Here is a 21,581-nt window from a genome sequence, read left to right on the forward strand (position 1 = left end):
TCAGGCCGCCAGCTCCGCCGAAAGCCCGCGCGCGAATTCCGGATAGGTCTCGGCGAGCTCGTCCAGCACCCGGCCGCGCAGCAGCGCCATGACGCGCGCATCGGGATCGGGCGTCGTCGCGGCAATCGCGTCATGGTCGAAGGCAAAACCCGTCGCCGCCTTGATGCTTTCCAGCGTATGGCCGGGATGGACGCTGGTCAGGCGGAACCGCCGCTTCTCCCTGTTGAACGAGAACTGACCCATGCCGGTCAGCAGCGCATGCGGCCCGCCGGTGCGGTGGACGCCTTCAGGGCTGGTGCCGGGCGCCGAGATGAAATCGACCTTCTCGACGAAGACGCGCGGCGAATGCTCCTCGCGGAACAGGATCACCCGCGGCACCACGAAATAGAGATAGGCCGAGCCGAACGAGCCCGGCCAGCGCACCTTGGTTTGTGGATAGTCGCCGGTCCCCACCAGGTTGATATTGGCCTCGCCGTCGATCTGTCCGCCGCCGAGAAAGAACGCATCGATGCGGCCCTGTCCGGCACAGTCGAACAGCTCGGCGCTGCCGTTGGTGAAGAAGTTGTGCGCCACCGATCCGAGGATCGAAATGCGCACGCGCGGGGCGTCGGCCGCTTCTGCCAGCGCCCGGCGCAACATGGCGCCCGCCGCCGGTATCGGGGAGGATGCGCCGACCGCGACATGACGCACGCCATCGAGCAGATTGGCGATGGCGACGATCAGCCTCTCGCGCGGAAGCACCGGGCTCATCGGGCGGCTTCCAGCGCATGGTCGGCGCCGTCGAGGAACGCGCGGAAACCGGCTTCGCTGCGGGCTTCCCGCGCGTAGCGCGCCACCTCCGTCATGTCGGGACCGTATTCGCCCCAAAGGCCAAGCGGCTTCGCGCCCCCTGGCGCCACGGCCACCGCCTCGACATAGAGGGAAGGGATGACGCCCGCCGCCGTGCGTTCGTCGCTCAGCAGACTTTCCTCGACGATCCGCTCGACGGTCACCAGCGTCTGCTCGGAGGCATAGGCGAGCGAGGCAAGCTCGCGCCGCCGGCCGATCCACACATTGCCGTCGCGATCGGCGACCGGCGCGTGGAAGATCGCGACATCCGGCCGGATCGCGGGAATGGCGACGATGGGGTCGGGCGTCTCGGAGAAGGGATTGTCGATCACCTTCCAGTCCGGCCGGTTGGCGAGGATGTCGGTGCCGATCAGTCCGCGCAGCGTCGCGAAGGGCACGCCCTTCTGCGCCGCGAGAAAGCCGGCATGGACAGCCGGGCAGGTGGAATCGACCACCTTGATCGCGCCGGTCGCGATCGCCCGAGCGAAGCAGGGCGCGCCGCCGGCTTCGCCCAGCGTCATCGCGCTCGTCTCGATGGTATCGACCAGGCCCGCCCCGATCAGCATGTCCGGCTGCATCCCGCCTGTGGGCAGACACACGACATGCAGCCGTCCCGCGCCATGGGCGATCAGCGGCCGGGTCATCGCCATGGAGACGCCGGCATAGTCCACGGGCAGGGCGAGCTTCATGCCGGGCTTGACCCGGCGGGCCATGGCATCGAGCGTCAGGACAGTGGACATGGCATCGCTCCGTCTCGCGGCCGGGTCATTCCTCGGTCGCCATTTCCTTGCGCTTCGCATTGATCCACGGAACCAGCGCGGTTGCCAGGATCAGCACGGATGCGACGACGAACACCGCCGAGAGTGGCCGCTCGATGAAGGTCATCCAGCTGCCGCGCGACAGGATCAGCGCCTTGCGCAGGTTGTTCTCGAACATCGGCCCCAGCACGAAGCCGAGCACCAGCGGCGCGGGCTCGTAGCCCCAGCGCGCCACCAGCCAGCCGAACACGCCGAAGGAGATCATCACATAGAGGTCGAAGATCTGTCCCGACGAGGCATAGACCCCGATGCAGCAGAGCAGCAGGATCATCGGAAAGAGGATGCCGTAGGGCACCGACAGGCAGCGGACCCAAAGCCCGATCAGCGGCAGGTTGAGCACCAGCAGCATGACGTTGCCGACATACATCGAGGCGACCACGCCCCAGAACAGGTCGGGGCGCTGGGTGATCATGGTCGGCCCGACCGGCACGTTGTGAATGATCAGTGCGCCGAGCAGCAGGGCCAGCACCGCGTTCGGCGGAATGCCCAGGGTCATCAGTGGAATGAAGGCCGAGCCCGCCGCGGCGTTGTTGGCGGCCTCCGGGCCCGCGACGCCTTCGATGGCGCCCTTGCCGAAGCGCTCGGGCGTCTTCGAGATGCGCCGCTCCAGCGCATAGGACACGAAGGAGGAGATCACCGCGCCGCCGCCCGGCAAGATACCCAACACGAAGCCGAGCAGCGTGCCGCGCACGATGGCCCAGCGGCTGGCGACCCAGTCGGCGCCGGTCAGCCAGAGCCGCGAGATCTTCGCGGTGACGACAGTCCGGTCGGTGCCGTGCTCGAGGTTCTTGAGGATTTCGGCGATGCCGAACAGCCCCATCACGACAGGCACGAGGCCGATGCCGTCGAGCAGTTCCAGGCGGTCGAAAGTGAGGCGCGGCAGGGCGTTGATGGAATCGATCCCGATCAGGCCGAGGATGAGGCCAAGCCCGGCCATGATCAGCGATTTCAGCACCGAGGCCTGCGACAGATAGGCGATGAGGCAGAGGCCGAGCAGCATCAGCGCGCAATATTCGGCCGGCCCGAAGGCGAGTGCCGCGGCGATCATGACAGGCGCCAGCAGCATGAGGCCGACCAGCGCGACCGTGCCGGCGAAGAACGAGCCGATGGCGGCGACGAACAGCGCCGCGCCCGCGCGCCCCTGCTTCGCCATTTCGTGGCCGTCGAGGCAGGTGACGACGGAAGCCGCCTCGCCCGGAATGCGCACGAGGATCGCCGTTGTCGAGCCGCCATACATCGAGCCGTAATAGATGCCGGCAAGCATGATGACCGCGCCGGTCGGCGGGATCGCGAAGGTCGCCGGCAGCAGCAGCGACATGGCGGCGATCGGGCCGATGCCGGGCAGCACGCCGACCAGCGTGCCGATCAGCACGCCCGCGAAGCAGTAGAACAGGTTGTCGAGCGAGAGCGCGACGAGGAAGCCGTTGCCGAGCTGGCCGAGGAGGTCCATGGCTCAGTTCCCCAGCATCGTGCCGGCGAGCAGGCCGGCAGGCAGGTTGCTGGACAGCAGCTTCACGAACAGGAACCAGCTGGCGAAGGCGCCGCCGATGCCGAGGGCCGCCGCCAGCGGCGGCCGGTAGCCGCCGACATAGATGAACAGGCCGGTGAGCAGCGCGGCCGATGTCGGGATGAATCCGACGCGTTCCAGCGCCACGGCGTAGATGGCGAGAGCGACGACACAAGCGAAGGCCAGCGACAGCCGCCCGTTCGGCTGGATATCCGGCCCGCTTGCCGGCGCGCCGACGAGCGCGAAGCCGCCGAGTGCCGCGGCGGCGACGAGCATCGCCACTCCGATCCACCAGAACATGAAGCCGGAGCCGGGCTCGGTCGGGTCGCCGAAGCCGAGGCTGCCGCCCTCGCGGACGAGGAAGAGGCCGAGGCCGCCCACGATGGCGGCGCCCACGAGGTCGGGAATGCGCATGGCGTTCAGCTGCGGCGCAGGTTGAGCCGCTCGACCTGTTCGCGCATGTCCTCGTACATCTTTTTGACGAAGGTCTCGTAGGTCGCCGTGTCCATGTAGTCGACCTCCTGGTCGAGCTGATCCATGACGCGCATGTGCTCGGGCTCCTCGATGCCCTTCTTGAAGGCATCGTGCAGCACCTTGACGATGCCGGGGTCCATGCCCTTCGGACCGGCAAGGCCAAACGGCGAGTTGGCCACGATGTCGATGCCGCTCTCCTGCAGCGTCGGCACGCTCGACCAGGTCTTCGTGCGGTTCTTGCCCCATGTGGCGAGCAGGCGGAGCTGGCCGGCATTGACCAGCGGCGCCCAGCCGCTGGAATCGGCCTGCGCCGTGACGTGGCCGCCGAGTACGGCGGCATTGGTCTCCGCTGCGCCGCGGAACGGCACATGGGTCCATTTGATGTTCTGCCGCGCGGCGATGTCCATCATGGTGATGTGCAGCGACGTGCCCGCCCCCGGCGTCGCATAGGTGACCTTGTCGGGATTGGCGCGGGCGAAGTCGATCAGGTCCTTCATCGTCTTGTGCGGGCTGTCGGCGCGGACCGTCGTGCCGAAGCAATAGCCGGCGACATGGATGACGTAGCTGAAGTCGGTCAGGGGGTTGAACGCCACGCGCGTCATGTGCGGCAGGCGGAACATGGTGATCGGCATCTGCGCCAGCGTGTAGCCGTCGGGCCTCGCGCTCGCGGCCATCTGGGCCGGGCCGAGCGTGCCGCCGGCGCCGGGCTTGTTCTCCACGATGATGCGTTCGCCGAGGTGCTTCTGCGTCGCCTCGGCCAGCGCGCGGAAGCCGGCATCGGTGGAACCGCCCGCCGTCCAGGGCACGATCAGCGTCACCGGCCGGTTCGGGAAGCGGCTCTGGGCGAGGCCAGGCGCGGCGAGGCCGGCGAGCGCCAGCGTCGAGGACGAGGCGATGAAGCGGCGACGCGTGGGCGTCCAGACGGTCTTCGGCATGTACGTTCCTCCCCGATGGCATTTCACCGCGCTCTTGCCGGCGCGCTCGACGGTTGTCCGTCTGGTCGGACAGTAGAGCGAAATCGCTCCGGCCGTTCAACCCTTGCGGGATCGGTGCGGCGTTCCGCCTCCTGATCTCTCGCCCGAATGAAGGACTGGCGAGGAAACGCCCGATCGCGTGGAATGAAACGATGCTTCAAAGGGCGAATGGTGGAACAGGCCAGATGGACCAGACGGTGATGACGGATTCGGTGAAGGTTTTCCGCGATGGTGCCGTGGCGGAGATCGTGCTCAACGAGCCGCAGTCGATGAATGCGCTTTCCGCCGGTATCAAGGCGGGGCTGGAGACGCACCTGCCGGCGGTGCTCGATGATCCCACGGTCCGCGCGATCATCCTCACGGGCACGGGCCGGGCCTTCTGCGCGGGCGGCGACATCCGTGCCATGGACGACCGGGGTGCCGTCTCGGTGCAGGGCCGCATGGAGCGCAGCTACCGCTGGCTCGCGCCGCTCTTGAATGCCGGCAAGCCCATCGTTACCGCGATCAATGGGGCGGCGGCCGGCGCGGGCCTGTCGCTGGCACTGACCGGCGACGTGGTCATCGCCTCACGCGACGCGCGGTTCAAGGCCGGCTTTCCCGGCCTCGGTGCGGTTGCCGATCTTGGTCTTGGCTACACGCTCACGCGCGCGGTCGGGCATGTGCGCGCGAGCGACATCCTCCTCACCAATCGCGAGGTTTCGGCGGAGGAGGCATTCGCCATGGGGCTCGCCTCCCGCCTCGTCGATGCAGCCGATCTGATGGCGACGGCGCGGCAGGTCGCGGCGGGGCTCGCCGCCGGGCCGACCGTGTCGCTTGGCATGACCAAGCGCCTTCTGCGCCGCGCCTACGACCTGCCGCTCGAAGCCTATCTCGAGGAGGAGGGGCTGGCGCAGGTGCTCTGCTTCGGCAGCGACGATTTCGCGGAGGGGGTCGCGGCCTTCAAGGGCAAGCGCAAGCCGGCCTTCCAGGGGCGCTGAAGAACCACAAGAACGAGAACCAGAGGGAGACGGCGATGACGATGTTCAGGGACGACCTGCTGAAGGGCAAGCGCATCCTCGTGACCGGCGGCGGCACCGGGCTCGGCAAGGAAATGGCCGAGGACTATCTGCGCCTCGGCGCGACGGTCCATATCTGCGGCCGGCGCAAGGGCGTGCTGGACGAGACGGCTGCCGAGCTGATGGGCAGGCACGGCGGCAAGGTCATCACCCATTCCGTCGATATCCGCGTCGCGCAGGCCGTGGACGAGATGATCGAGGAGATCTTCGCCGCCGGTCCGCTGACCGGCCTCGTCAACAACGCCGCCGGCAATTTCATCAGCCCGACCAAGGATCTCTCGCCGCGCGGCTTCGACGCCATCGCCGGCATCGTCTTCCATGGCTCGTTCTACGTGACCCTCGCCTGCGGCAAGCGCTGGATCGCGGGCGGCCACAAGGCCAGCGTCATCTCGATCCTGACCACCTGGGTCTGGAACGGCGGCCCCTTCACTGTCCCCTCCGCCATGTCCAAGGCCGGCATCAACGTCATGACCCAGTCGCTAGCCGCCGAATGGGGCCGCTACGGCATCCGCCTCAACGCCATCGCGCCCGGTCCTTTCCCGACCAAGGGCGCCTGGGAGCGGCTCAATCCGGGTCTTGCCGCCGACGAGGACAAGGGCCGTGATGGCAATCCCATGGGCCGCAACGGCGAGATGCAGGAACTCAAGAACCTCGCCACCTTCCTGATGGCGGACGGCTGCGAATACCTGACCGGCCAGACCATTGCCATCGACGGCGCGCGCTACAATGCGAGCGGCGGCAATTTCTACAACCTGTCGAAGCTCACCGACGAGCAGTGGGCCGAGATGGCCGAGATGATCCGCGGCGCCAACGAGAAGGATCGCGCTAAGCGGACGGCCTGATCAGGCGTGCCGCATTTGCGATACCCGCCCTCAACGTCATGCCCGGGCTCGGCCCGGGCATCCACGAACTCCTTCAACTGTCGTGGTCAAGTCGTGGATGGCCGGGCCGGGCACGGCCATGACGGAACAGGCCAGCAAGTCTGGATTTGTGTCGCGCCGTTGTTCATCGGCGCTGGTCGAACCGCCGGCCGACCAGCGCCGCGGCGATGTTGATCTTCTGGATGTCGATGGAACCGCCGGCTATGCCCCAGCCCCACGAATCCCGGAAGCGCTGCTCGGCCTTGAACGACTTGGAATAGCCGTAGCCACCCATGATCTGGATGGCGGCGCCGCAGACCTCGCGCGTCATCTCGTTGGCGAAGCACTTGGCGACCGATGAATCGATGATCGAGGGCAAGCCCGCCGCCGCGTTCGTCACCGCGCGGTGGATGAGCAGGCGCGAGGCTTCGACCTTCATCGCCATTTCCGCAAGCTTGATCTGCACGGCCTGGAAATCGACCAGCGCCTTGCCGAACTGCTTGCGCTCCTGGACGTAGCCGAGCGCGTCCTCCAGCGCCGCTGCCGCGATGGCGAGGCTCATCGTGGAATTGCCGCAGCGCTCCAGATCGAAAGCCTCCATCAGCTTCTTGAAGCCGCCGGCCGGGACGATGATGTTCGAGACGGGCACCCGCACGTCGTCGAAATGCATGTCGGCGCTCGGAATGCCACGGAAGCCCATGAGCTGTTCGGGCGCGCCGAACGAAAGGCCCGGCCTGTCCTTCTCGACCAGCACCGCGCCGATGCCCTTGGCGCCCGGCTCGTCGGACAGGCGGCAATAGACGACATAGGCGTCCGAATGGCCGGCGCCCGAGCACCAGCGCTTCTGGCCGTTGATGACGACCGTATCGCCCTCGATCCGCCCCCGCGTCTTGAGGTCCGTCAGCGCGCTGCCGGCTTCGGGCTCGGACATGGAGACCGCGACGATCATGTCGCCCGAGACGACCTTGGGGATGATCCGCCGCTTCAGCTCCTCGCCGGCAAAATGCTGGATCGCCAGAACCGGACCGAAGCAGGATTCGAAGATCGGGAAGGCGACGGCCGGCGAGACGCGCGCGACCGCCTCCAGCACCAGCACGGCGTCGAGATGGCCGAGGCCGACGCCGCCATGCTCGGCGTCGAGATTGATGCCGAGATAGCCCATGGCCGCCAGCTTCTTCAGGTAGGCGTGCGGCAGCGGCTGTCCCGATGCTTCGATCTCGGCGGCGATGCCCGTCAATTCCCGCCTGGCGAACTCGGTCGCGGTACGCTGCAATTCCTGCTGCTCGGGCGTCAGGCTGAAGTCCATGGCGTCGTCCGTCCCTGCCGCCACGCAAGGGTGGCGGAATTTCAACTGATGAAATATAGTTTCATATCAAATATCCTCGAATCCGTGATGCGCCGTCAAGGACGGATGCCATCGGCCGTTCGAACGTGTCGCATCGAGGTCGGCGGCGTGCCGACAGGATGATTTCATCCTTCATGCCGCTGGTGCTAATCATGCCGGAAAGGGCAGGGGCAGACCATCATGCCGTCATTTGAACCGGTGATCGCATTGTCGCGCGGACTTGAGGTCCTGCGCGTCCTCAATGCCGAGCGGCAATCCACGGTGGGATCGCTGCACAAGGCGACGGGGCTGAACAAGGCCACCATCGTTCGCATGCTCGAGACGCTGGAGCATGAAGGCTATGTCATGCGTGACGCGGACCGGGCGGTGTACCTGCCCACCGGCCGCTGCCTGCTCCTGTCCCATGGCTATGACCAGCATCTCTGGATCGGCGGGGTGGCCGAACCGATCATGCACGAGTTCCGCAAGCAGATCGGCTGGCCTTCCGACATCGCCATTTTCGACCGCGATGCGATGATCGTGGCGCAGACGACGCGCGAGCCCGGCTCCATGCTGTTCTCGCGCCGGCCGGGATTCCGCTTTCCGCTGCTCTCCACCTCCATGGGGCGGGCCTATCTCGCCTATTGCACGCCGGAGCAGCAGGAACGCATCATTGCCTCGCTCGCCGCCATTCCCGGCAAGTCGACCGAACTCGCCCGCCAGCCGAAGAAGCTCGCCCAGCTCCTCGCCGAAGTGCGCGAGAACGGTTATGCGGTGATGGACGAGGCCTACAGCCAGCACGTCTTCGACGGCCGCGTCTGGGCCATGGGCGTGCCCGTGCGCGAGGGCGACGAGGTCTATGCCAGCATCAACATCATGATGCTTCACGGCGTCATCTCGCTGCGCGAGGCCGAGAAGACCTTCCTCAAGCCGCTGCAGGCGACCGCCCGGCGCATCGCCGAAGCGCTCTCCGACAAGTTCCGCGCGACGCTCTGGGCGCCCGGCGGCGCGAGGGCCGATTAAAGCCGCCCGATGGGACGGCGTGTCGCATATTTCATGTTCTGAAACAGCCTTTCATTGTTTGACGGCCCATTCCTTCCGTGACAGCCTTCCCGCGGGCCGATGGAGGACGCCGGGCTTTTCCGGCTGCGGAAGGAAGGCGGCATCCGCCGGCACCCGACAAAAAGAACGTCCAGACCGGGAAACGCCGATGACCTTCCTGACCGACCGACGCCGGCTGCTTGCAGCCGGCGCAGCTTCGTTTGTGGCTGCGCCGCTGATTGCGCGGGCGCAATCGCCCTGGCCGAACAAGCCGCTGCGAATCCTCTGCGCCTTCCCGGCCGGCGGCATCACCGACGCCTATGCCCGGGCCTATGGCGACTACATCGCCCAGAAGAGCGGCCAGACCGTCATCGTGGAGAACCGCCTCGGCGCGGGCGGCGGCATCGCTGCTCAGGCGCTGAAGAGCGCGCCGGACGACGGCCACACGCTGATGATCACCATTTCCTCGACCATGCTCGGCAACCGGGTCATGTTCAAGAACCTGCCTTACGATCCGGACAAGGACTTTTCCTTCCTCGCCATCATGTCGACCGGCCATCTGCCGCTGGTCGTCCACAAGTCGACGGGTGCGAGAACGCTGGCCGAATTCGTCGATTACGCCCGCAAGAACCGGGTCAGCTTCGGTTCCTACGCGGCCGGCTCCTTCGCGCACATCGTCGGGGCCGAACTGAACCGGCGCTTCAACCTCGACATGACCATCGTCCATTATCGCGGTGAGGCGCCCATGTGGCAGGACCTGCTCACCGGCAACAGCCAGGTGGCCATGGGCAGCTACACCGCCTGCAAGGGCGTGCTCGACGCCGGCGCGGGGGTTGCCGTCGCGGTGCCGACCAGCCAGCGCATGAAGACCCTGCCCGACGTGGCGACCTATGCCGAACAGGGCGTCTCGGACAAGGTCTTCGATCTGCTGAGCTGGGCCGGCTTCTTCGGCAAGGCGTCGATGCCGCCTGAAATGGTCCAGCAGATCTCCGACCTCATGGTGGAGGCCGGCAAGACCGAGCGCATCCAGCGGCTCACCGCCACGTTCGGCATCGACGAGGCCGCGCGCGATCACAGGTACTTCCGCCACATCTACGAGACGCAGGGCCCGATCTGGCTCGACCACGTCAACCGGCTCGGCATCACGCCGAGCTGATCCGCCGCATCGCTGCCGCCATCAATGTCGAGGGAACCGCCATGACCGTTCTGCCGACCCGCCGCGCGATGATCGCCGGCGCCACTGCATCCGCCCTCGCCGTCCCGCACCTCGTGCGAGCCCAGGCCAACTGGCCAACCGGTACCATCCGCATCATCTGCGGCACGGCCGCGGGCGGTCTCACCGACCTCTTCTCCCGTGCCTACGGCGAATACATCTCGCGGCAGACGGGCCAGACCGTGGTGGTCGAGAACCGGCCGGGCGCGTCAGGAGGCATCGCCGCGCAGGCGGTGAAACAGGCTCCGCCCGACGGCCTGACCTTCATCCTGACCATCTCGACGACGTTCTTCGCCAACCGGATCCTGATCAGCAACCTGCAATACGACCCGGACAAGGACTTCAAGTTCATCTCGGCCATGCCGGCGGGCCATCTGCCGCTGATCGTCCATCGCTCGACCGGCGTGACCAATGTCCGGCAGTTCCTCGATTACGCGAAGAACAACAACATCTCCTTCGGCACCTATGGCGCGGGCTCGTTCCCGCACACCGTCGCCTTCGAGTTCAACAAGATGCTCGACCGCAAGATGGTGCCGGTCCACTACCGGGGCGAGGCGCCGATGTGGAACGACTTCAACAGCGGTGCGCTACAGGCGGCGATAGGCAGCTATCTCGGCTCGGCCGGCGTGCTGCAGAGCGGCGTTGGTCGCGCCATCGCGGTGCCGACCGACAGGCGCATGGGCAAGCTGCCGGACGTGGCGACCTTCTCCGAGCAGGGCATCAATATCCGCGTTCTCCAGCTCAAGGGCTGGGTCGGCCTGTTCGCGCCGGCCGCCCTGCCGGATGCCATCGCCGACCGCGTCTCGACGCTGATGGTCGAGGCCGGCAAGACGGAGGCGATCCGCAAGATGCTGGATACGTTCGGCATCGACGAGGCGGCGATGAGCCGCGCGGCGTCGCAGAAGCTCTACGACGAGGAAGGTCCGGACTGGATCGCCGCCACTCGGCAGCTCGGCATCACGCCGTCCTGATCTGATGAAGCATTTTCGAGCGAAGTGGGTACCGGTTCGCGTGAAGAAAATGCGACAAAATAGGTTGGCGCGGAGTCGCGCCAATTCAAAGGCCCGCCGCGCCGCCGTCGGCGCGCGGGTCGTGGGCGCCCGACAGCGACCGGTCGGCGTGCAGCGTCACGCCGCCCGCATGGCCCATCGTGTCCGAGTAAGCCTCCGGGATCGTCTCGGCCTGATGGTCCATCCGCGACAGTTCCGCGATCAGCCTGTCGTCGAAGCGGTCCTCGAAGCGCAGGCCCGTCACCGACGAGCCCCAGGTGCGGCCGAGCAGCCAGCGTGGCGCATCCAGCGCCTCCTCGAGCGAGGCGCCGTGACGCACGTGGCGCTCGAAGACCTGCGCCTGCGTCTGCGGCTGGCCCTCGCCGCCCATCGTGCCATAGGCGAAGGTGCGCCCGTCCCTCAGCTCCGCCAGCGCCGGGTTGAGCGTATGGAACGGCCGCCGGCCGGGCTCCAGCGGGTTCAGCGCCTTCGGGTCGAGAGCGAAGCTCGCGCCGCGGTTCTGCATCAGGAAGCCGGTCGACCTCGACACGCAGCCCGATCCGAACTCCCAGTAGATCGACTGGATGTAGGACACGACGCGGCCTTCGGAATCCGCCGCGCCCATCCAGATCGTGTCGCCGGCTGCGCCGCGCTGCGGCCAGGGCAGGGCGCGGCCCATATCGACGGCCTGTGCTTCGGCCTGTAGCGCGCGCTCGGTGAGGAAGGCCTGCGGATCGCCGTTCAGTCGGTCGAAATCGGTGACGAAGCGGTCGCGCACCAGGAAGGCCCGCTTGGTCGCCTCCACGATCCGGTGGACGAAGGCGGGGGTATCCGGGCGCACGGAGCCGTGCATCGCCTCCAGCCGGTCGACGATGCCGAGGATCATCAGCGAGGCGATCCCCTGCGTCGGCGGTGGCATGTTGTAGACGCTGCCCAGCGAGTGGGCGAGTTGCAGCGGCGCCCGTTCCACGGCGTAGTAGGCTTGAAGGTCGGCGCGCGTGACCGGCGAGCCCATCTCCTCGAGGTCCTTCGCCAGCTCGCGCGAGACGTCGCCGCGATAGGTGTCCTGGAAGCCGTTGCGCGCAAGGTGTTCCAGCGTGTCGGCGAGCGCAGCCTGCTTCATGATCGCGCCTTCGGCGGGCGGCTTGCCGTCCATCAGGAAGGTCTCGGCGAAGCCGGGGCAGTCCTTCAGCTCGTAGAGCTTGTCGAGGGTGAGGCGCGCCTGCGAACGCGACACGACGTAGCCCTCGCGCGCCGCCTTGATGGCCGGCTCCATCATCACCGTGCGGGGCAGCGTGCCGCCTGACGCCTTGGCCATGGCGTTGGCGAGGCGCCAGCCGCCGATGGCGCCGGGCACGGTGAGCGCGGCCAGCGGCCCGCGCGTCGGCATCTCGTAGTGCCCCTTGTCGAGATAGGCGCGCAGTGTCGCGCGCTCGCCGGCGAACCCGCAGGCCTCGATGCCGTGGACCCGGCCGTTCGGTTGGCGGATCAGCCAGAAGCCGTCACCGCCGACATGGGTCATGTGCGGATAAACAGCCGCGATCGTCGCGGCCGCCGCGATCATCGCCTCGATGGCGTTGCCGCCTTCGGCGAGGATCAGCCGGCCTGCTTCCGCCGCTTGTTGGTGCGGGGCGGCCACCACGCCGCGCGAAAAGGGTCCGTCCGCCATCGATGCACTCCCGTTGCCGCACGATAGCCGATGCGCCGCACAGGGTGTATCGGGCAAAAGCCCCGATCACGAAGAGTCGCAAGCCTCAGATCGCCATGCTCCGGTGGAGCGCGTCGCGGTCCACCTCGCCCTTCAGGCCCTGAACCACGATCCGGCCGCGCTCCATCACGTAGAAGCGGTCGCCGAGTTCCTCCGCGAAATCGAGATATTGCTCGACCAGCAGGATGGCGATGTCGCCCTTGCGCCTGAGATAGTCGATGGCGCGGCCGATATCCTTGATGATCGAGGGCTGGATGCCCTCCGTCGGCTCGTCCAGCACGATCAGGCGCGGGCGCGTCGTCAGCGCGCGGCCGATGGCCAGTTGCTGCTGCTGGCCGCCGGAGAGGTCGCCGCCACGGCGCCCGAGCATGTCCTTCAGCACAGGGAACAGCGAGAAGATATCGCCGGGGATCGAGCGGTCCGCCCGTTTCAGCGGCGCGAAGCCGGTTTCGAGATTCTCCTTCACGCTCAGCAGCGGGAAAATCTCGCGGCCCTGCGGCACATAGGCGATGCCGCGCCGTGCCCGCTCGAAGGGCGGCATCCGCGTGATGTCGCGCCCTTCCCACAGGATCTCGCCGCCGGAGACCGGCTGATGGCCCATGATCGCCCGCATCAGCGAGGTCTTGCCGACGCCGTTGCGGCCGAGCACGCAGGTCACCTTGCCCGGCTCGACCACGATGGAGACGTCGCGCAGGGCCTGGGCCGCGCCGTAGTGGAGATCGATGTTCTTCACTTCGAGCATGCTTCAGCGCCCCAGATAGACTTCGATGACGCGCTCGTCGGAACTCACCTTGTCGAGCGTGCCCTCGGACAGGACCGAGCCTTCGTGCAGGCAGGTGACCTTCACGCCGAGTTCGCGGATGAAGCCCATGTCGTGCTCGACCACCACCACCGAATGGGTCCTGGCGATGTCCTTCAGGAGGTCGGCGGTAGCCCCGGTCTCGACATCGGTCATGCCGGCTGCGGGTTCGTCGACCAGCAGGAGCTTCGGGTCCTGCGCCAGCAGCATGCCGATCTCCAGCCATTGCTTCTGGCCGTGCGAGAGGTCGCCGGCCATGCGCCTGCGATGGTCGCCGAGCCTGACGATGCCGAGGATTTCGTCCACGCGCCGCCATATCTCCGCCGAATGGCGCGAAAACAGCGTGCCGAACACCGTGCGGTCGGCCTTCACGGCCATCTCGACATTGTCCTCGACCGTGTGGCTCTCGAACACGGTCGGCTTCTGGAATTTCCGGCCGATGCCGAGATTGGCGATGGCCGTCTCGTCGAGCTGGGTCAGGTCGATCTGGCCGTCGAAGATGACGTCGCCGGTGTCCGGCTTGGTCTTGCCTGTGATGATGTCCATCATCGTGGTCTTGCCGGCGCCGTTCGGGCCGATGATCGCGCGCATCTCGCCGGGCGCGATGACCAGCGACAGGTTGTTGATGGCGCGGAAGCCATCGAAGCTCACCGAGACTCCGTCGAGATAGAGCAGCGACTGGGTGACGACCAGCGGCCGCTCGATGGCCTGCACCGGCTCGGTCGGCACATGCATGTCCATGGGGTCGATCAGCATGGCGGGCCCCTATTGCGCGGGTTGCTCGGCCGCGACCGGTGCCGGCGGCTCGCGTTTCGCCGCCCGCGCGCGCCACCATTCGGTGAACGTGCCGACTATGCCCTTCGGCAGGAACAGCGTCACGAAGACGAACAGGCCGCCGAGCGCGAACAGCCAGCCTTGCGGGAAGGCGCCGGTGAACCAGCTCTTGGCGAAGTTGACGACGCCGGCGCCGAGCGCCGCGCCGACCAGCGTGCCGCGTCCGCCGACCGCGACCCAGACGATGGTCTCGATGGAATTGGCCGGCGAGAACTCGCTCGGATTGATGATGCCGACCTGCGGCACGTAGAGCGCCCCGGCAATGCCCGCCATCACGGCCGAGACGGTCCAGACGAACAGCTTGTAGTTCTCGACGCGGTAGCCGAGGAAGCGCGTGCGCGCCTCGGCGTCTCTCACCGCGATCAGGATCTTGCCGGCCTTGGAGGTGACGATGGCGCGGGCGACGAGATAGCCGGCCATCAGCGCCAGTACCGACAGCGAGAACAGCGCCGCGCGGGTCGTTTGCGACTGGATGTTGAAGCCGAGAATGTCCTTGAAATCGGTCAGGCCATTGTTGCCGCCGAAGCCCATGTCGTTGCGGAAGAAGGCGAGCATCAGGGCATAGGTCAGCGCCTGCGTGATGATCGACAGATAGACGCCGGTGACGCGCGAGCGGAAGGCGAACCAGCCGAAGACGAAGGCGAGCAGGCCCGGCACCAGGCCGACCATCAGCATGGCATAGGGGAAGGACGAGAAACCCCACCAGGTGAAGGGCAGCTCCTTCCAGTTCAGGAACACCATGAAGTCCGGCAGGAAGGGGTGCGAATAGACCCCGCGCGGGCCGATCTGGCGCATCAGATACATGCCCATGGCGTAGCCGCCGAGGGCGAAGAAGGCGCCGTGGCCGAGCGAGAGGATGCCGCAATAGCCCCAGACCAGATCGACCGCGAGCGCGAGGAGCGCATAGGTCATGTATTTGCCCCAGAGGCCGACCGCCGTGTTCGACACGTGGAACATCGAGCCCGGCGGCACGGCGAGGTTCAGCACCGGCACCAGCACGGCGGCGACGCCAAGCAGGACGAGGAAGATCCAGCCGGCCCGGTCGATCTTCTCGAAGAGGAAGCGGGTCAGCATCATTCCACCGCCCGGCCCTTGAGGGCGAACAGCCCTCTCGGTCGCTTCTGGATGAACAGGATGATGAAGACGAGCAGCAGGATCTTGCCGAGCACCGCGCCGGCATAGGGCTCGAGGAACTTGTTGGCGATGCCGAGCGTCATGGCGCCGACCAGCGTGCCCCAGAGGTTCCCGACGCCGCCGAACACCACCACCATGAAACTGTCGATGATGTAGCCCTGGCCGAGATTGGGCGAGACATTGTCGATCTGGCTGAGCGCCACGCCGGCGAGGCCGGCGATCCCCGAGCCGAGGCCGAAGGTGAGCGCGTCGACCCAGTTGGTGCGGATGCCCATGGCGCCCGCCATGCGCCGGTTCTGCGTCACCGCCCGCGTCTGCAGACCGAAGGGTGTGCGCTTCAGGAACAGCAGCAGCGCCGCGAAGACCAGCGCCGCGAAGACGATGATGGCGAGCCGGTTGGCGGTGATCGCGAGATTGCCGATCTCGAACGAGCCCGACATCCACGAGGGGGTCGTCACTTCGCGGTTGGTCGGGCCGAACCAGGAGCGCACGGCCTGCTGGAGGATCAGGCTGACGCCCCATGTCGCGAGCAGCGTCTCCAGCGCGCGCCCGTAGAGGTGGCGGATGATGAGCCGCTCGATCGCCACGCCGATGGCGCCCGCGACGAGAAAGGCCATGGGCAGGGCGACGAACAGCGAGGCGTCCATCAGGCCGGGCGCGATGGCGCGAATGGCCTGCTGCACGACGAAGGTCGTGTAGGCGCCGATCATCACCATCTCGCCATGCGCCATGTTGATCACGCCCATGACGCCGAAGGTGATGGCGAGGCCGATGGCGGCGAGCAGCAGGACCGAGCCGAGCGACAGGCCGTACCAGACGTTCTGCCCGGCCTCCCAGAAGGCCAGCGACCGGCGGATCGCCGTGGCGGCGGTCTCTGCCGCTTCGCGCACGGGCGCTGCCGTATTGGCCGGCAGCGAGCCGAGCATGGCCAGCGCATCCTGATCTCCCCGGCGCTGGATCACGCCGATGGCGGTGATCCGGTCGACATCGGGCGCGGAGGCGTCGGCGACGGCGATGGCGGCGCGGGCTTCCTCCATCAGGCGCTTCACGCGGGCGTCGCGCTCCTGTCCGATCGCCTGCGTCAGGGCCGCGAGCGCGCCGGCGTCACGGGACTTGAACACCGCTTCGGCGGCGGCGGCGCGGCGTCGGGCATCGGGATGCATGAGGGTCAGTGCGCCCATCGCCGCCTCGACGGCGCGGCGGACATTGTTGTTGAGCCTGACCGGACGGGTCGTGCCGGCATCAGCGGCCGTGCCCGTGGCGGCATTGATGAAGGAGCCGTCCGCCTGCCGGATGAAGACGGCGCGGTCGCCCTGGCGATAGACGAGGCGGTTGTCGCGCAGGGCCTCGATGACAGGGCTGGCGCGCTCGGAGCCGGAGGAGGCCAGCGCGTTCACCGCATTGGCGATGTCGTTGAAGTTCTCGGTGGCGAAGCGCTGGACCAGCGCGGCATTGTCCTGCGCGGAGGCGGGCGCGGCGAGCCCGGCGATCATCGCCAGCAGAGCCGCGAACAGGATGAGAGGGCGTCGGATCGTGTCGTTCAAGCTCGGCCCTCTTCTCGCAAGCACGGCGAATGAAGATGCAGGGGTCTGGGAGGCGGAGCGCGCCGACAGGCGCGCCCCGCTATTCGCTAGCGCTGAGCCGCGCCGCAGCGACCGGTGCGGACGTTGAAATTGCCGCAGTTCATCGGCGCGCGATGGTCGGCGATGAGGTCGCGCGAGCCTTCGAGATGCGGCGACCATTCCTGAGCCACCACCGTTCCGGGGGTCTGCCAGACAGTCGAGATCTGGCCGTTGTCCTGGATCTCGCCGATCAGCACCGGCTTGGTGATGTGATGGTTCGGCATCATCGTCGAGACGCCGCCCGAGAGGTTCGGCACCGCGATGCCGATCATCGCGCGGCGAACAGCCACCGGGTCGGTCGTGCCGGCCGCTTCCACCGCCTTCACCCACATGGCGAAGCCGATGACATGGGCTTCCATCGGGTCGTTGGTGACGGCGCGCGGATTGTTCTTGAAGGCGCGCCAGCGGGCGATGAAGTCGCGGTTGGTCGGGTTGTCCATCGACTGGAAATAGTTCCAGGCGGCGAGGTGGCCGACCAGCGGCTTGGTGTCGATGCCGGCGAGTTCTTCCTCGCCGACCGAGAAGGCGACGACCGGGATGTCGGTGGCCTTCACGCCCTGATTGCCGAGTTCCTTGTAGAAGGGAACGTTGGCATCGCCGTTGACCGTCGAGACGACGGCGGTCTTCACGCCGGTCGAGCCGAAGCGCTTGATCGCCGCGACGCGCGTCTGCCAGTCGGAATGGCCGAACGGCGTGTAGTTGATCGAGATGTCCTCCGGCTTGATGCCCTTGGAGAGCAGGTAGGCCTCGAGGATCTTGTTCGTCGTGCGCGGATAGACGTAGTCGGTGCCGGCGAGCACCCAACGCTTCACGTCGCCGCCTTCCTTCGACATCAGGTAGTCGACGGCGGGGATCGCCTGCTGGTTGGGGGCGGCACCCGTGTAGAACACGTTGCGCTCGGACTCCTCGCCCTCGTACTGCACGGGATAGAACAGGATCGAGTTCAGCTCCTTGAATACCGGCAGCACCGATTTGCGCGACACCGAGGTCCAGCAACCGAAGACGGCGGAGACCTTCTGCGCCGTGATCAGCTCGCGCGCCTTTTCCGCGAACAGCGGCCAGTTCGACGCGGGATCAACCACCACCGCCTCGAGCTTCTTGCCGAGCAGACCGCCCTTCTTGTTCTGCTCCTCGATCAGCATCAGCATGACGTCCTTCAGCGTCGTCTCGCTGATGGCCATCGTGCCCGAAAGCGAATGCAGGATTCCAACGCGAATGGTGTCTTGGGCGGCAGCGGGCCCGGCAAACGCCGAGGCTGCGAGCAAGGAGGCGCCGGCAAGTATTCGGCGACGACTGACGTGCATGGAATTGTCTCCTGGTTACATGACGCCGCGCGCGGCGATAGTTAACGAAAAGCAACCCGCATGCCAATTTGGCTGGCTCTTGGCTGATGGGTTTTAAGGGTCTGAAATAGCGAGATATTATGATCTGCGGGCACATCAATTTGTGTTTGGGCGAGGCGAATGCGCAAAAATGTGCACGAAAAACAGGCTGCGATTGCTGTCGCGCCGATTAAAAAGGCGCCAGTGACAGTTCACGCATGAAAATCCGGCAAAACCGGGTGAAGCTGATCGTCCAATCCATTCTGCTCGCCGCCTCGAGAGATGGAAAATGCCGGCCAATGCGTCGGCCGGCATTTCCAGTGTTGGCGACGGATCGGGTCGTTAGGCACACTTCACGACTTTGAACTCCACGCGACGATCGAGCGCGTCACTGGCGTCATCGCGTCCGGTGCCGACGATGTTCTCGCGCCAGCCGACGCCGTTCGAGCGCAGGCTCTTGGCCAGTGCTGGCGCCAGCCGCTCCATGCGCTGGCGGATGGCAGCAGACCGCAAGGCCGACAGGCGGTCGTTGAACGGCTCGGTGCCGGTGCGGCTGGTATGGCCGACCAGTTGAAGGCAGGCGTTGCCGGCTTGCGCCTTCTCGGCCACGGCCTTGATCCAATCCGGATAAGCCCGGGCGATCGCGGAGGGTGCGAACGCGGTCGAACCCCGGGTGAACAGCATCATCATGCCGAGCTTCTCGCTCTTCAGTCCGAAATCGACGAGTTCGCCCAGGGCCTTGCTGGCGTCCGCGCGCCGGTTCAGCTTGAGCTGGCTGAGGTAAATGCCATTGAGGACTCTCAGCTGTGCCCCGCCCGGCTGCGCCCGCGCCCGCGTATACAGGTCGAGTGCCTGGCCATAGCGGCGTTCGTCGTAAGCCTTGATGGCTTCCGCGATCAGGGCCGCCACCGATGTCTTGTCGACATAGTTGGGATTGATGGGATCGCCGACCTTGGTGCCCTGGCAGGTGCGGATGTAGCCGTCGACAGCCGGATCCTTGGTCCACACGGGGCTGTCGGCGTAGGCGGGTGTCGGCACGGCGTTGATGCCGGCGGTCGTGGCACGGGCAAAGCCCTTGGACACGATCTGCTTGGTCTTCAGGTCGAGGATGGCGAAGCACACGCGGTAGGCATCCTTGGGACCAGCCGCTTGGGCAGTCGCATGGATGGGCGTGAACGTGCCGATAAACAGGTAGGGGTTTTTGGCCACGTTCTCGGCCGAGAACGGCTGCACGGCGAACTTGTCGCTGAACTGCTTGCCGATCAGCTGGCGCAGCTGTGCCTCGAGCGAGCGCGTCGCCGAGGACTGCGCCCCCGTGTTGCCGTCGATCAGGGGATCGATCAGCAGGTCGACGCGGGTGCCCGCGGGAACAGCGGCGTTCTTCAGCACGTCGCCGGCAGCCTTCTCGAACGCCTGCCGAAGCGGGACGGGCGGCGGCAGGGCCGGCGGTGCGGCGGCCGGCGCGGCGGGAGCTGCCGGCGGTGGTGCCTGCGCGGCGGCGTCCGCCAGCGGCAAGGCCAGTATGGCCAGCAGGGCGGGCAGCGTGGATTTCAGGTGCTTGGGCAATCGGGACACGGTCGTCACTCCTCTCTCGGTCGGTTGGACGTCAATCAAGGTTTTGATTTGGATGCCGGCGATCCCGGCGGCCGGCCGTTCGGCACCAGCCGAGCCTCGCCGACGGGGTGCCAAAACCTCGGAGCAGCGGTCGCACATAGTGCGCACGGCACCCGCAAGGTGGCAATCCGTGGTCTGATTCATCGACAATTCAGGCGTCGCAGCGTCTCGCGATCCTCCTCCGTCAGGATGCCGAGCTGCGCGCGCTCGTTGATCTGCTGGCATTGCACGGTCGCCGATGGCGCCGTCACGGCGGGCGCCCGCTGGCATTGTCCATCGACGACACTCTCGCCTGGCCGGCATTCGAGTGGGCAGACGCGGCGCTGGAACCGGATCAGGATCGACACGACATCCCGGTTGAGTGCCGGAATGGAAAGGCTCTCGCCGCTGTGCTCGACGAACAGTTGAAGCGCCCGCTGGTCGGCGTCGGTCCAGTCCGGACCCGTGCTTTCGGCGCGGCAACCTACCCGGTTCAGCTCGCGCCGGACGTCGGCTACGACGAGGCGCCGCTCATCCGCGGCCTGTTTCTCGGCCAGCGCGCGTTTCTCCGCTTCGCCGCGCTGGCGCTCGGCCTCGGCACGCTCGGCGGCGCGCTGGCGCTCCTCTTCGGCCTGTTTCTCGGCTAGCGCGTGCTTCTCGGCTTCGGCGCGTTGGCGCTCGGCCTCGGCACGCTCGGCGGCGCGCTGCTGCTCCGCCGCGGCCTGCTTCTCGGCCAGTGCGCGTTTCTCCGCCTCGACGCGCTGACGCTCGGTTTCTACCCGTCGCCGATCGAGCTCCACCGTGCTCACCGCCGCATCGGGGTCGCGTGTGAAAATCCCCGCCGCTTGCCAGCCGACGAACGCCAGCAACAAAAGCCCGGCAATCACGGGGCCTGCGAAACCAAAGCGGTAGCCGCGTGCCTCCGGTTCCGGCTCTTCGAACTGCGGGAAGCGGATCGCCTGCCGAACGCGAGCCGGCGTTTTGGCGACATCGTTTGCGTCGGTCGCCGAGATCTGCAGCGCCTGCCTCAGCGCCGAGAGCGTCTGCGGACGGTCACCGGGCTGGATCGCCAGCGCCTTGTCGATGCCCTCGAGGAATGACGCGCGATAGCCCGGTTCTGCGGCTTCTACGGCCGTGGCCATCTCGATGCCGAGCTGGCGCTCCGGCGCCGGCAGCGGCTTCTTGCCGGTGACCATGAGGTAGAGGATCGCGCCTAGCGCGTAGATGTCCGTCCAGGGACCCTGCAACTTCTGATCGAGCGCATACTGCTCGGGCGGCGAAAACCCTTGCTTGACGATTCCCGTTAGGTTGCGGCTGACCTCGGCCACCACCTGCCGGGCGGCGCCGAAGTCGATCAGCACGGGGTTGCCGTCGTCGCGAATGAGGATGTTGTCGGGGGCCACGTCGCGGTGGATGAAGCTGGCGGCGTGCAGGATCTCCAGCGCCGCCGACAGCGGACCGACAATGCGGTCGATCTCGCCTTGGG

At 66.9% G+C, this 21,581-nt stretch carries 19 protein-coding genes; 5 read left to right on the forward strand and 14 right to left on the reverse strand.

Annotation, left to right across the window (positions count from 1 at the left end; all coding sequences use genetic code 11):
• The 5 genes from JNK84_RS10095 to JNK84_RS10115 are packed head-to-tail and all read right to left on the reverse strand — an operon-like array spanning position 1 to position 4,562.
• A complete protein-coding gene (locus JNK84_RS10095; RefSeq protein WP_293423653.1) occupies positions 1-750 on the reverse strand; it encodes a CoA transferase in 750 nt (249 codons plus the stop codon).
• Positions 747-1,568, reverse strand: coding sequence for a CoA transferase subunit A (locus JNK84_RS10100; protein ID WP_293423655.1), 822 nt, complete (start codon positions 1,566-1,568; stop codon positions 747-749). Before JNK84_RS10100 ends, JNK84_RS10095 begins: the two co-directional genes overlap by 4 nt.
• A gap of 25 nt (positions 1,569-1,593) precedes the next feature.
• The gene (locus JNK84_RS10105; RefSeq protein ID WP_293423657.1) at positions 1,594-3,096 is read right to left on the reverse strand and encodes a tripartite tricarboxylate transporter permease; all 1,503 of its coding nucleotides are present in this window, start codon (positions 3,094-3,096) and stop codon (positions 1,594-1,596) included.
• 3 nt (positions 3,097-3,099) lie between these two features.
• Positions 3,100-3,567, reverse strand: coding sequence for a tripartite tricarboxylate transporter TctB family protein (locus JNK84_RS10110; protein ID WP_293423659.1), 468 nt, complete (start codon positions 3,565-3,567; stop codon positions 3,100-3,102).
• 5 nt (positions 3,568-3,572) lie between these two features.
• Entirely contained in the window at positions 3,573-4,562 is a 990-nt protein-coding gene (locus JNK84_RS10115; protein WP_293423661.1) for a Bug family tripartite tricarboxylate transporter substrate binding protein, read from the reverse strand.
• A gap of 224 nt (positions 4,563-4,786) precedes the next feature.
• Here JNK84_RS10115 and JNK84_RS10120 point away from each other — a divergent pair, with 224 nt between their 5' ends.
• Both JNK84_RS10120 and JNK84_RS10125 read left to right on the forward strand, forming a co-directional pair.
• Positions 4,787-5,578, forward strand: coding sequence for an enoyl-CoA hydratase/isomerase family protein (locus tag JNK84_RS10120; RefSeq protein ID WP_293423663.1), 792 nt, complete (start codon positions 4,787-4,789; stop codon positions 5,576-5,578).
• A 41-nt stretch (positions 5,579-5,619) separates the two neighbouring features.
• Positions 5,620-6,498 (forward strand): SDR family oxidoreductase, encoded by an 879-nt coding sequence (locus tag JNK84_RS10125; protein ID WP_293423687.1) that lies wholly within the window; start codon positions 5,620-5,622, stop codon positions 6,496-6,498.
• A 163-nt stretch (positions 6,499-6,661) separates the two neighbouring features.
• Here JNK84_RS10125 and JNK84_RS10130 read toward each other — a convergent pair whose 3' ends face one another.
• Complete coding sequence (locus JNK84_RS10130) at positions 6,662-7,822, reverse strand: acyl-CoA dehydrogenase family protein (protein ID WP_293423665.1); 1,161 nt, start codon at positions 7,820-7,822, stop codon at positions 6,662-6,664.
• A 219-nt stretch (positions 7,823-8,041) separates the two neighbouring features.
• Between JNK84_RS10130 and JNK84_RS10135 the strand changes: the two genes are divergently transcribed.
• The 3 genes from JNK84_RS10135 to JNK84_RS10145 all read left to right on the forward strand — a co-directional run bounded on the left by JNK84_RS10135 (position 8,042) and on the right by JNK84_RS10145 (position 11,065).
• Entirely contained in the window at positions 8,042-8,863 is an 822-nt protein-coding gene (locus JNK84_RS10135) for an IclR family transcriptional regulator domain-containing protein (RefSeq protein WP_293423667.1), read from the forward strand.
• 187 nt (positions 8,864-9,050) lie between these two features.
• A complete protein-coding gene (locus JNK84_RS10140; protein ID WP_293423669.1) occupies positions 9,051-10,037 on the forward strand; it encodes a Bug family tripartite tricarboxylate transporter substrate binding protein in 987 nt (328 codons plus the stop codon).
• 41 nt (positions 10,038-10,078) lie between these two features.
• Complete coding sequence (locus tag JNK84_RS10145; protein WP_293423671.1) at positions 10,079-11,065, forward strand: Bug family tripartite tricarboxylate transporter substrate binding protein; 987 nt, start codon at positions 10,079-10,081, stop codon at positions 11,063-11,065.
• 85 nt (positions 11,066-11,150) lie between these two features.
• On the opposite strand, the gene JNK84_RS10150 is transcribed toward JNK84_RS10145, so the two are convergent.
• The 8 genes from JNK84_RS10150 to JNK84_RS10185 all read right to left on the reverse strand — a co-directional run.
• A complete protein-coding gene (locus JNK84_RS10150; RefSeq protein WP_293423673.1) occupies positions 11,151-12,752 on the reverse strand; it encodes a gamma-glutamyltransferase family protein in 1,602 nt (533 codons plus the stop codon).
• An 85-nt stretch (positions 12,753-12,837) separates the two neighbouring features.
• Complete coding sequence (urtE, locus tag JNK84_RS10155; protein ID WP_293423675.1) at positions 12,838-13,533, reverse strand: urea ABC transporter ATP-binding subunit UrtE; 696 nt, start codon at positions 13,531-13,533, stop codon at positions 12,838-12,840.
• 3 nt (positions 13,534-13,536) lie between these two features.
• Complete coding sequence (gene urtD, locus JNK84_RS10160) at positions 13,537-14,325, reverse strand: urea ABC transporter ATP-binding protein UrtD (protein WP_293423689.1); 789 nt, start codon at positions 14,323-14,325, stop codon at positions 13,537-13,539.
• Between the two features lie 30 nt (positions 14,326-14,355).
• Positions 14,356-15,498, reverse strand: coding sequence for an urea ABC transporter permease subunit UrtC (gene urtC, locus JNK84_RS10165; protein WP_293423691.1), 1,143 nt, complete (start codon positions 15,496-15,498; stop codon positions 14,356-14,358).
• Positions 15,498-17,051 (reverse strand): urea ABC transporter permease subunit UrtB, encoded by a 1,554-nt coding sequence (urtB, locus tag JNK84_RS10170; protein WP_293423693.1) that lies wholly within the window; start codon positions 17,049-17,051, stop codon positions 15,498-15,500. The genes urtC and urtB overlap by 1 nt, the downstream gene beginning before the upstream one ends.
• Positions 17,052-17,188: 137 nt before the next feature.
• Complete coding sequence (gene urtA / locus JNK84_RS10175; RefSeq protein ID WP_293423677.1) at positions 17,189-18,484, reverse strand: urea ABC transporter substrate-binding protein; 1,296 nt, start codon at positions 18,482-18,484, stop codon at positions 17,189-17,191.
• A gap of 360 nt (positions 18,485-18,844) precedes the next feature.
• Complete coding sequence (locus JNK84_RS10180) at positions 18,845-20,086, reverse strand: OmpA family protein (protein WP_293423679.1); 1,242 nt, start codon at positions 20,084-20,086, stop codon at positions 18,845-18,847.
• Between the two features lie 170 nt (positions 20,087-20,256).
• The coding region (locus JNK84_RS10185; RefSeq protein WP_293423681.1) for a serine/threonine-protein kinase at positions 20,257-21,581 on the reverse strand (1,325 nt) is incomplete at its 5' end.

The organism is Phreatobacter sp. (assembly GCF_016793595.1).
Classification (GTDB): Bacteria; Pseudomonadota; Alphaproteobacteria; order Rhizobiales; family Phreatobacteraceae; genus Phreatobacter.

Excerpts from the sequence above, each read along its gene's own strand:
- JNK84_RS10095 (WP_293423653.1), bottom strand. The coding sequence starts at position 750 with ATGAGCCCGGTGCTTCCGCGCGAGAGGCTGATCGTCGCCATCGCCAAT.
- JNK84_RS10100 (WP_293423655.1), bottom strand. The coding sequence starts at position 1,568 with ATGTCCACTGTCCTGACGCTCGATGCCATGGCCCGCCGGGTCAAGCCC.
- JNK84_RS10105 (WP_293423657.1), bottom strand. The coding sequence starts at position 3,096 with ATGGACCTCCTCGGCCAGCTCGGCAACGGCTTCCTCGTCGCGCTCTCG.
- JNK84_RS10110 (WP_293423659.1), bottom strand. The coding sequence starts at position 3,567 with ATGCGCATTCCCGACCTCGTGGGCGCCGCCATCGTGGGCGGCCTCGGC.
- JNK84_RS10115 (WP_293423661.1), bottom strand. The coding sequence starts at position 4,562 with ATGCCGAAGACCGTCTGGACGCCCACGCGTCGCCGCTTCATCGCCTCG.
- JNK84_RS10120 (WP_293423663.1), top strand. The coding sequence starts at position 4,787 with ATGGACCAGACGGTGATGACGGATTCGGTGAAGGTTTTCCGCGATGGT.
- JNK84_RS10125 (WP_293423687.1), top strand. The coding sequence starts at position 5,620 with ATGTTCAGGGACGACCTGCTGAAGGGCAAGCGCATCCTCGTGACCGGC.
- JNK84_RS10130 (WP_293423665.1), bottom strand. The coding sequence starts at position 7,822 with ATGGACTTCAGCCTGACGCCCGAGCAGCAGGAATTGCAGCGTACCGCG.
- JNK84_RS10135 (WP_293423667.1), top strand. The coding sequence starts at position 8,042 with ATGCCGTCATTTGAACCGGTGATCGCATTGTCGCGCGGACTTGAGGTC.
- JNK84_RS10140 (WP_293423669.1), top strand. The coding sequence starts at position 9,051 with ATGACCTTCCTGACCGACCGACGCCGGCTGCTTGCAGCCGGCGCAGCT.
- JNK84_RS10145 (WP_293423671.1), top strand. The coding sequence starts at position 10,079 with ATGACCGTTCTGCCGACCCGCCGCGCGATGATCGCCGGCGCCACTGCA.
- JNK84_RS10150 (WP_293423673.1), bottom strand. The coding sequence starts at position 12,752 with ATGGCGGACGGACCCTTTTCGCGCGGCGTGGTGGCCGCCCCGCACCAA.
- urtE (WP_293423675.1), bottom strand. The coding sequence starts at position 13,533 with ATGCTCGAAGTGAAGAACATCGATCTCCACTACGGCGCGGCCCAGGCC.
- urtD (WP_293423689.1), bottom strand. The coding sequence starts at position 14,325 with ATGCATGTGCCGACCGAGCCGGTGCAGGCCATCGAGCGGCCGCTGGTC.
- urtC (WP_293423691.1), bottom strand. The coding sequence starts at position 15,498 with ATGCTGACCCGCTTCCTCTTCGAGAAGATCGACCGGGCCGGCTGGATC.
- urtB (WP_293423693.1), bottom strand. The coding sequence starts at position 17,051 with ATGATCGCCGGGCTCGCCGCGCCCGCCTCCGCGCAGGACAATGCCGCG.
- urtA (WP_293423677.1), bottom strand. The coding sequence starts at position 18,484 with ATGCACGTCAGTCGTCGCCGAATACTTGCCGGCGCCTCCTTGCTCGCA.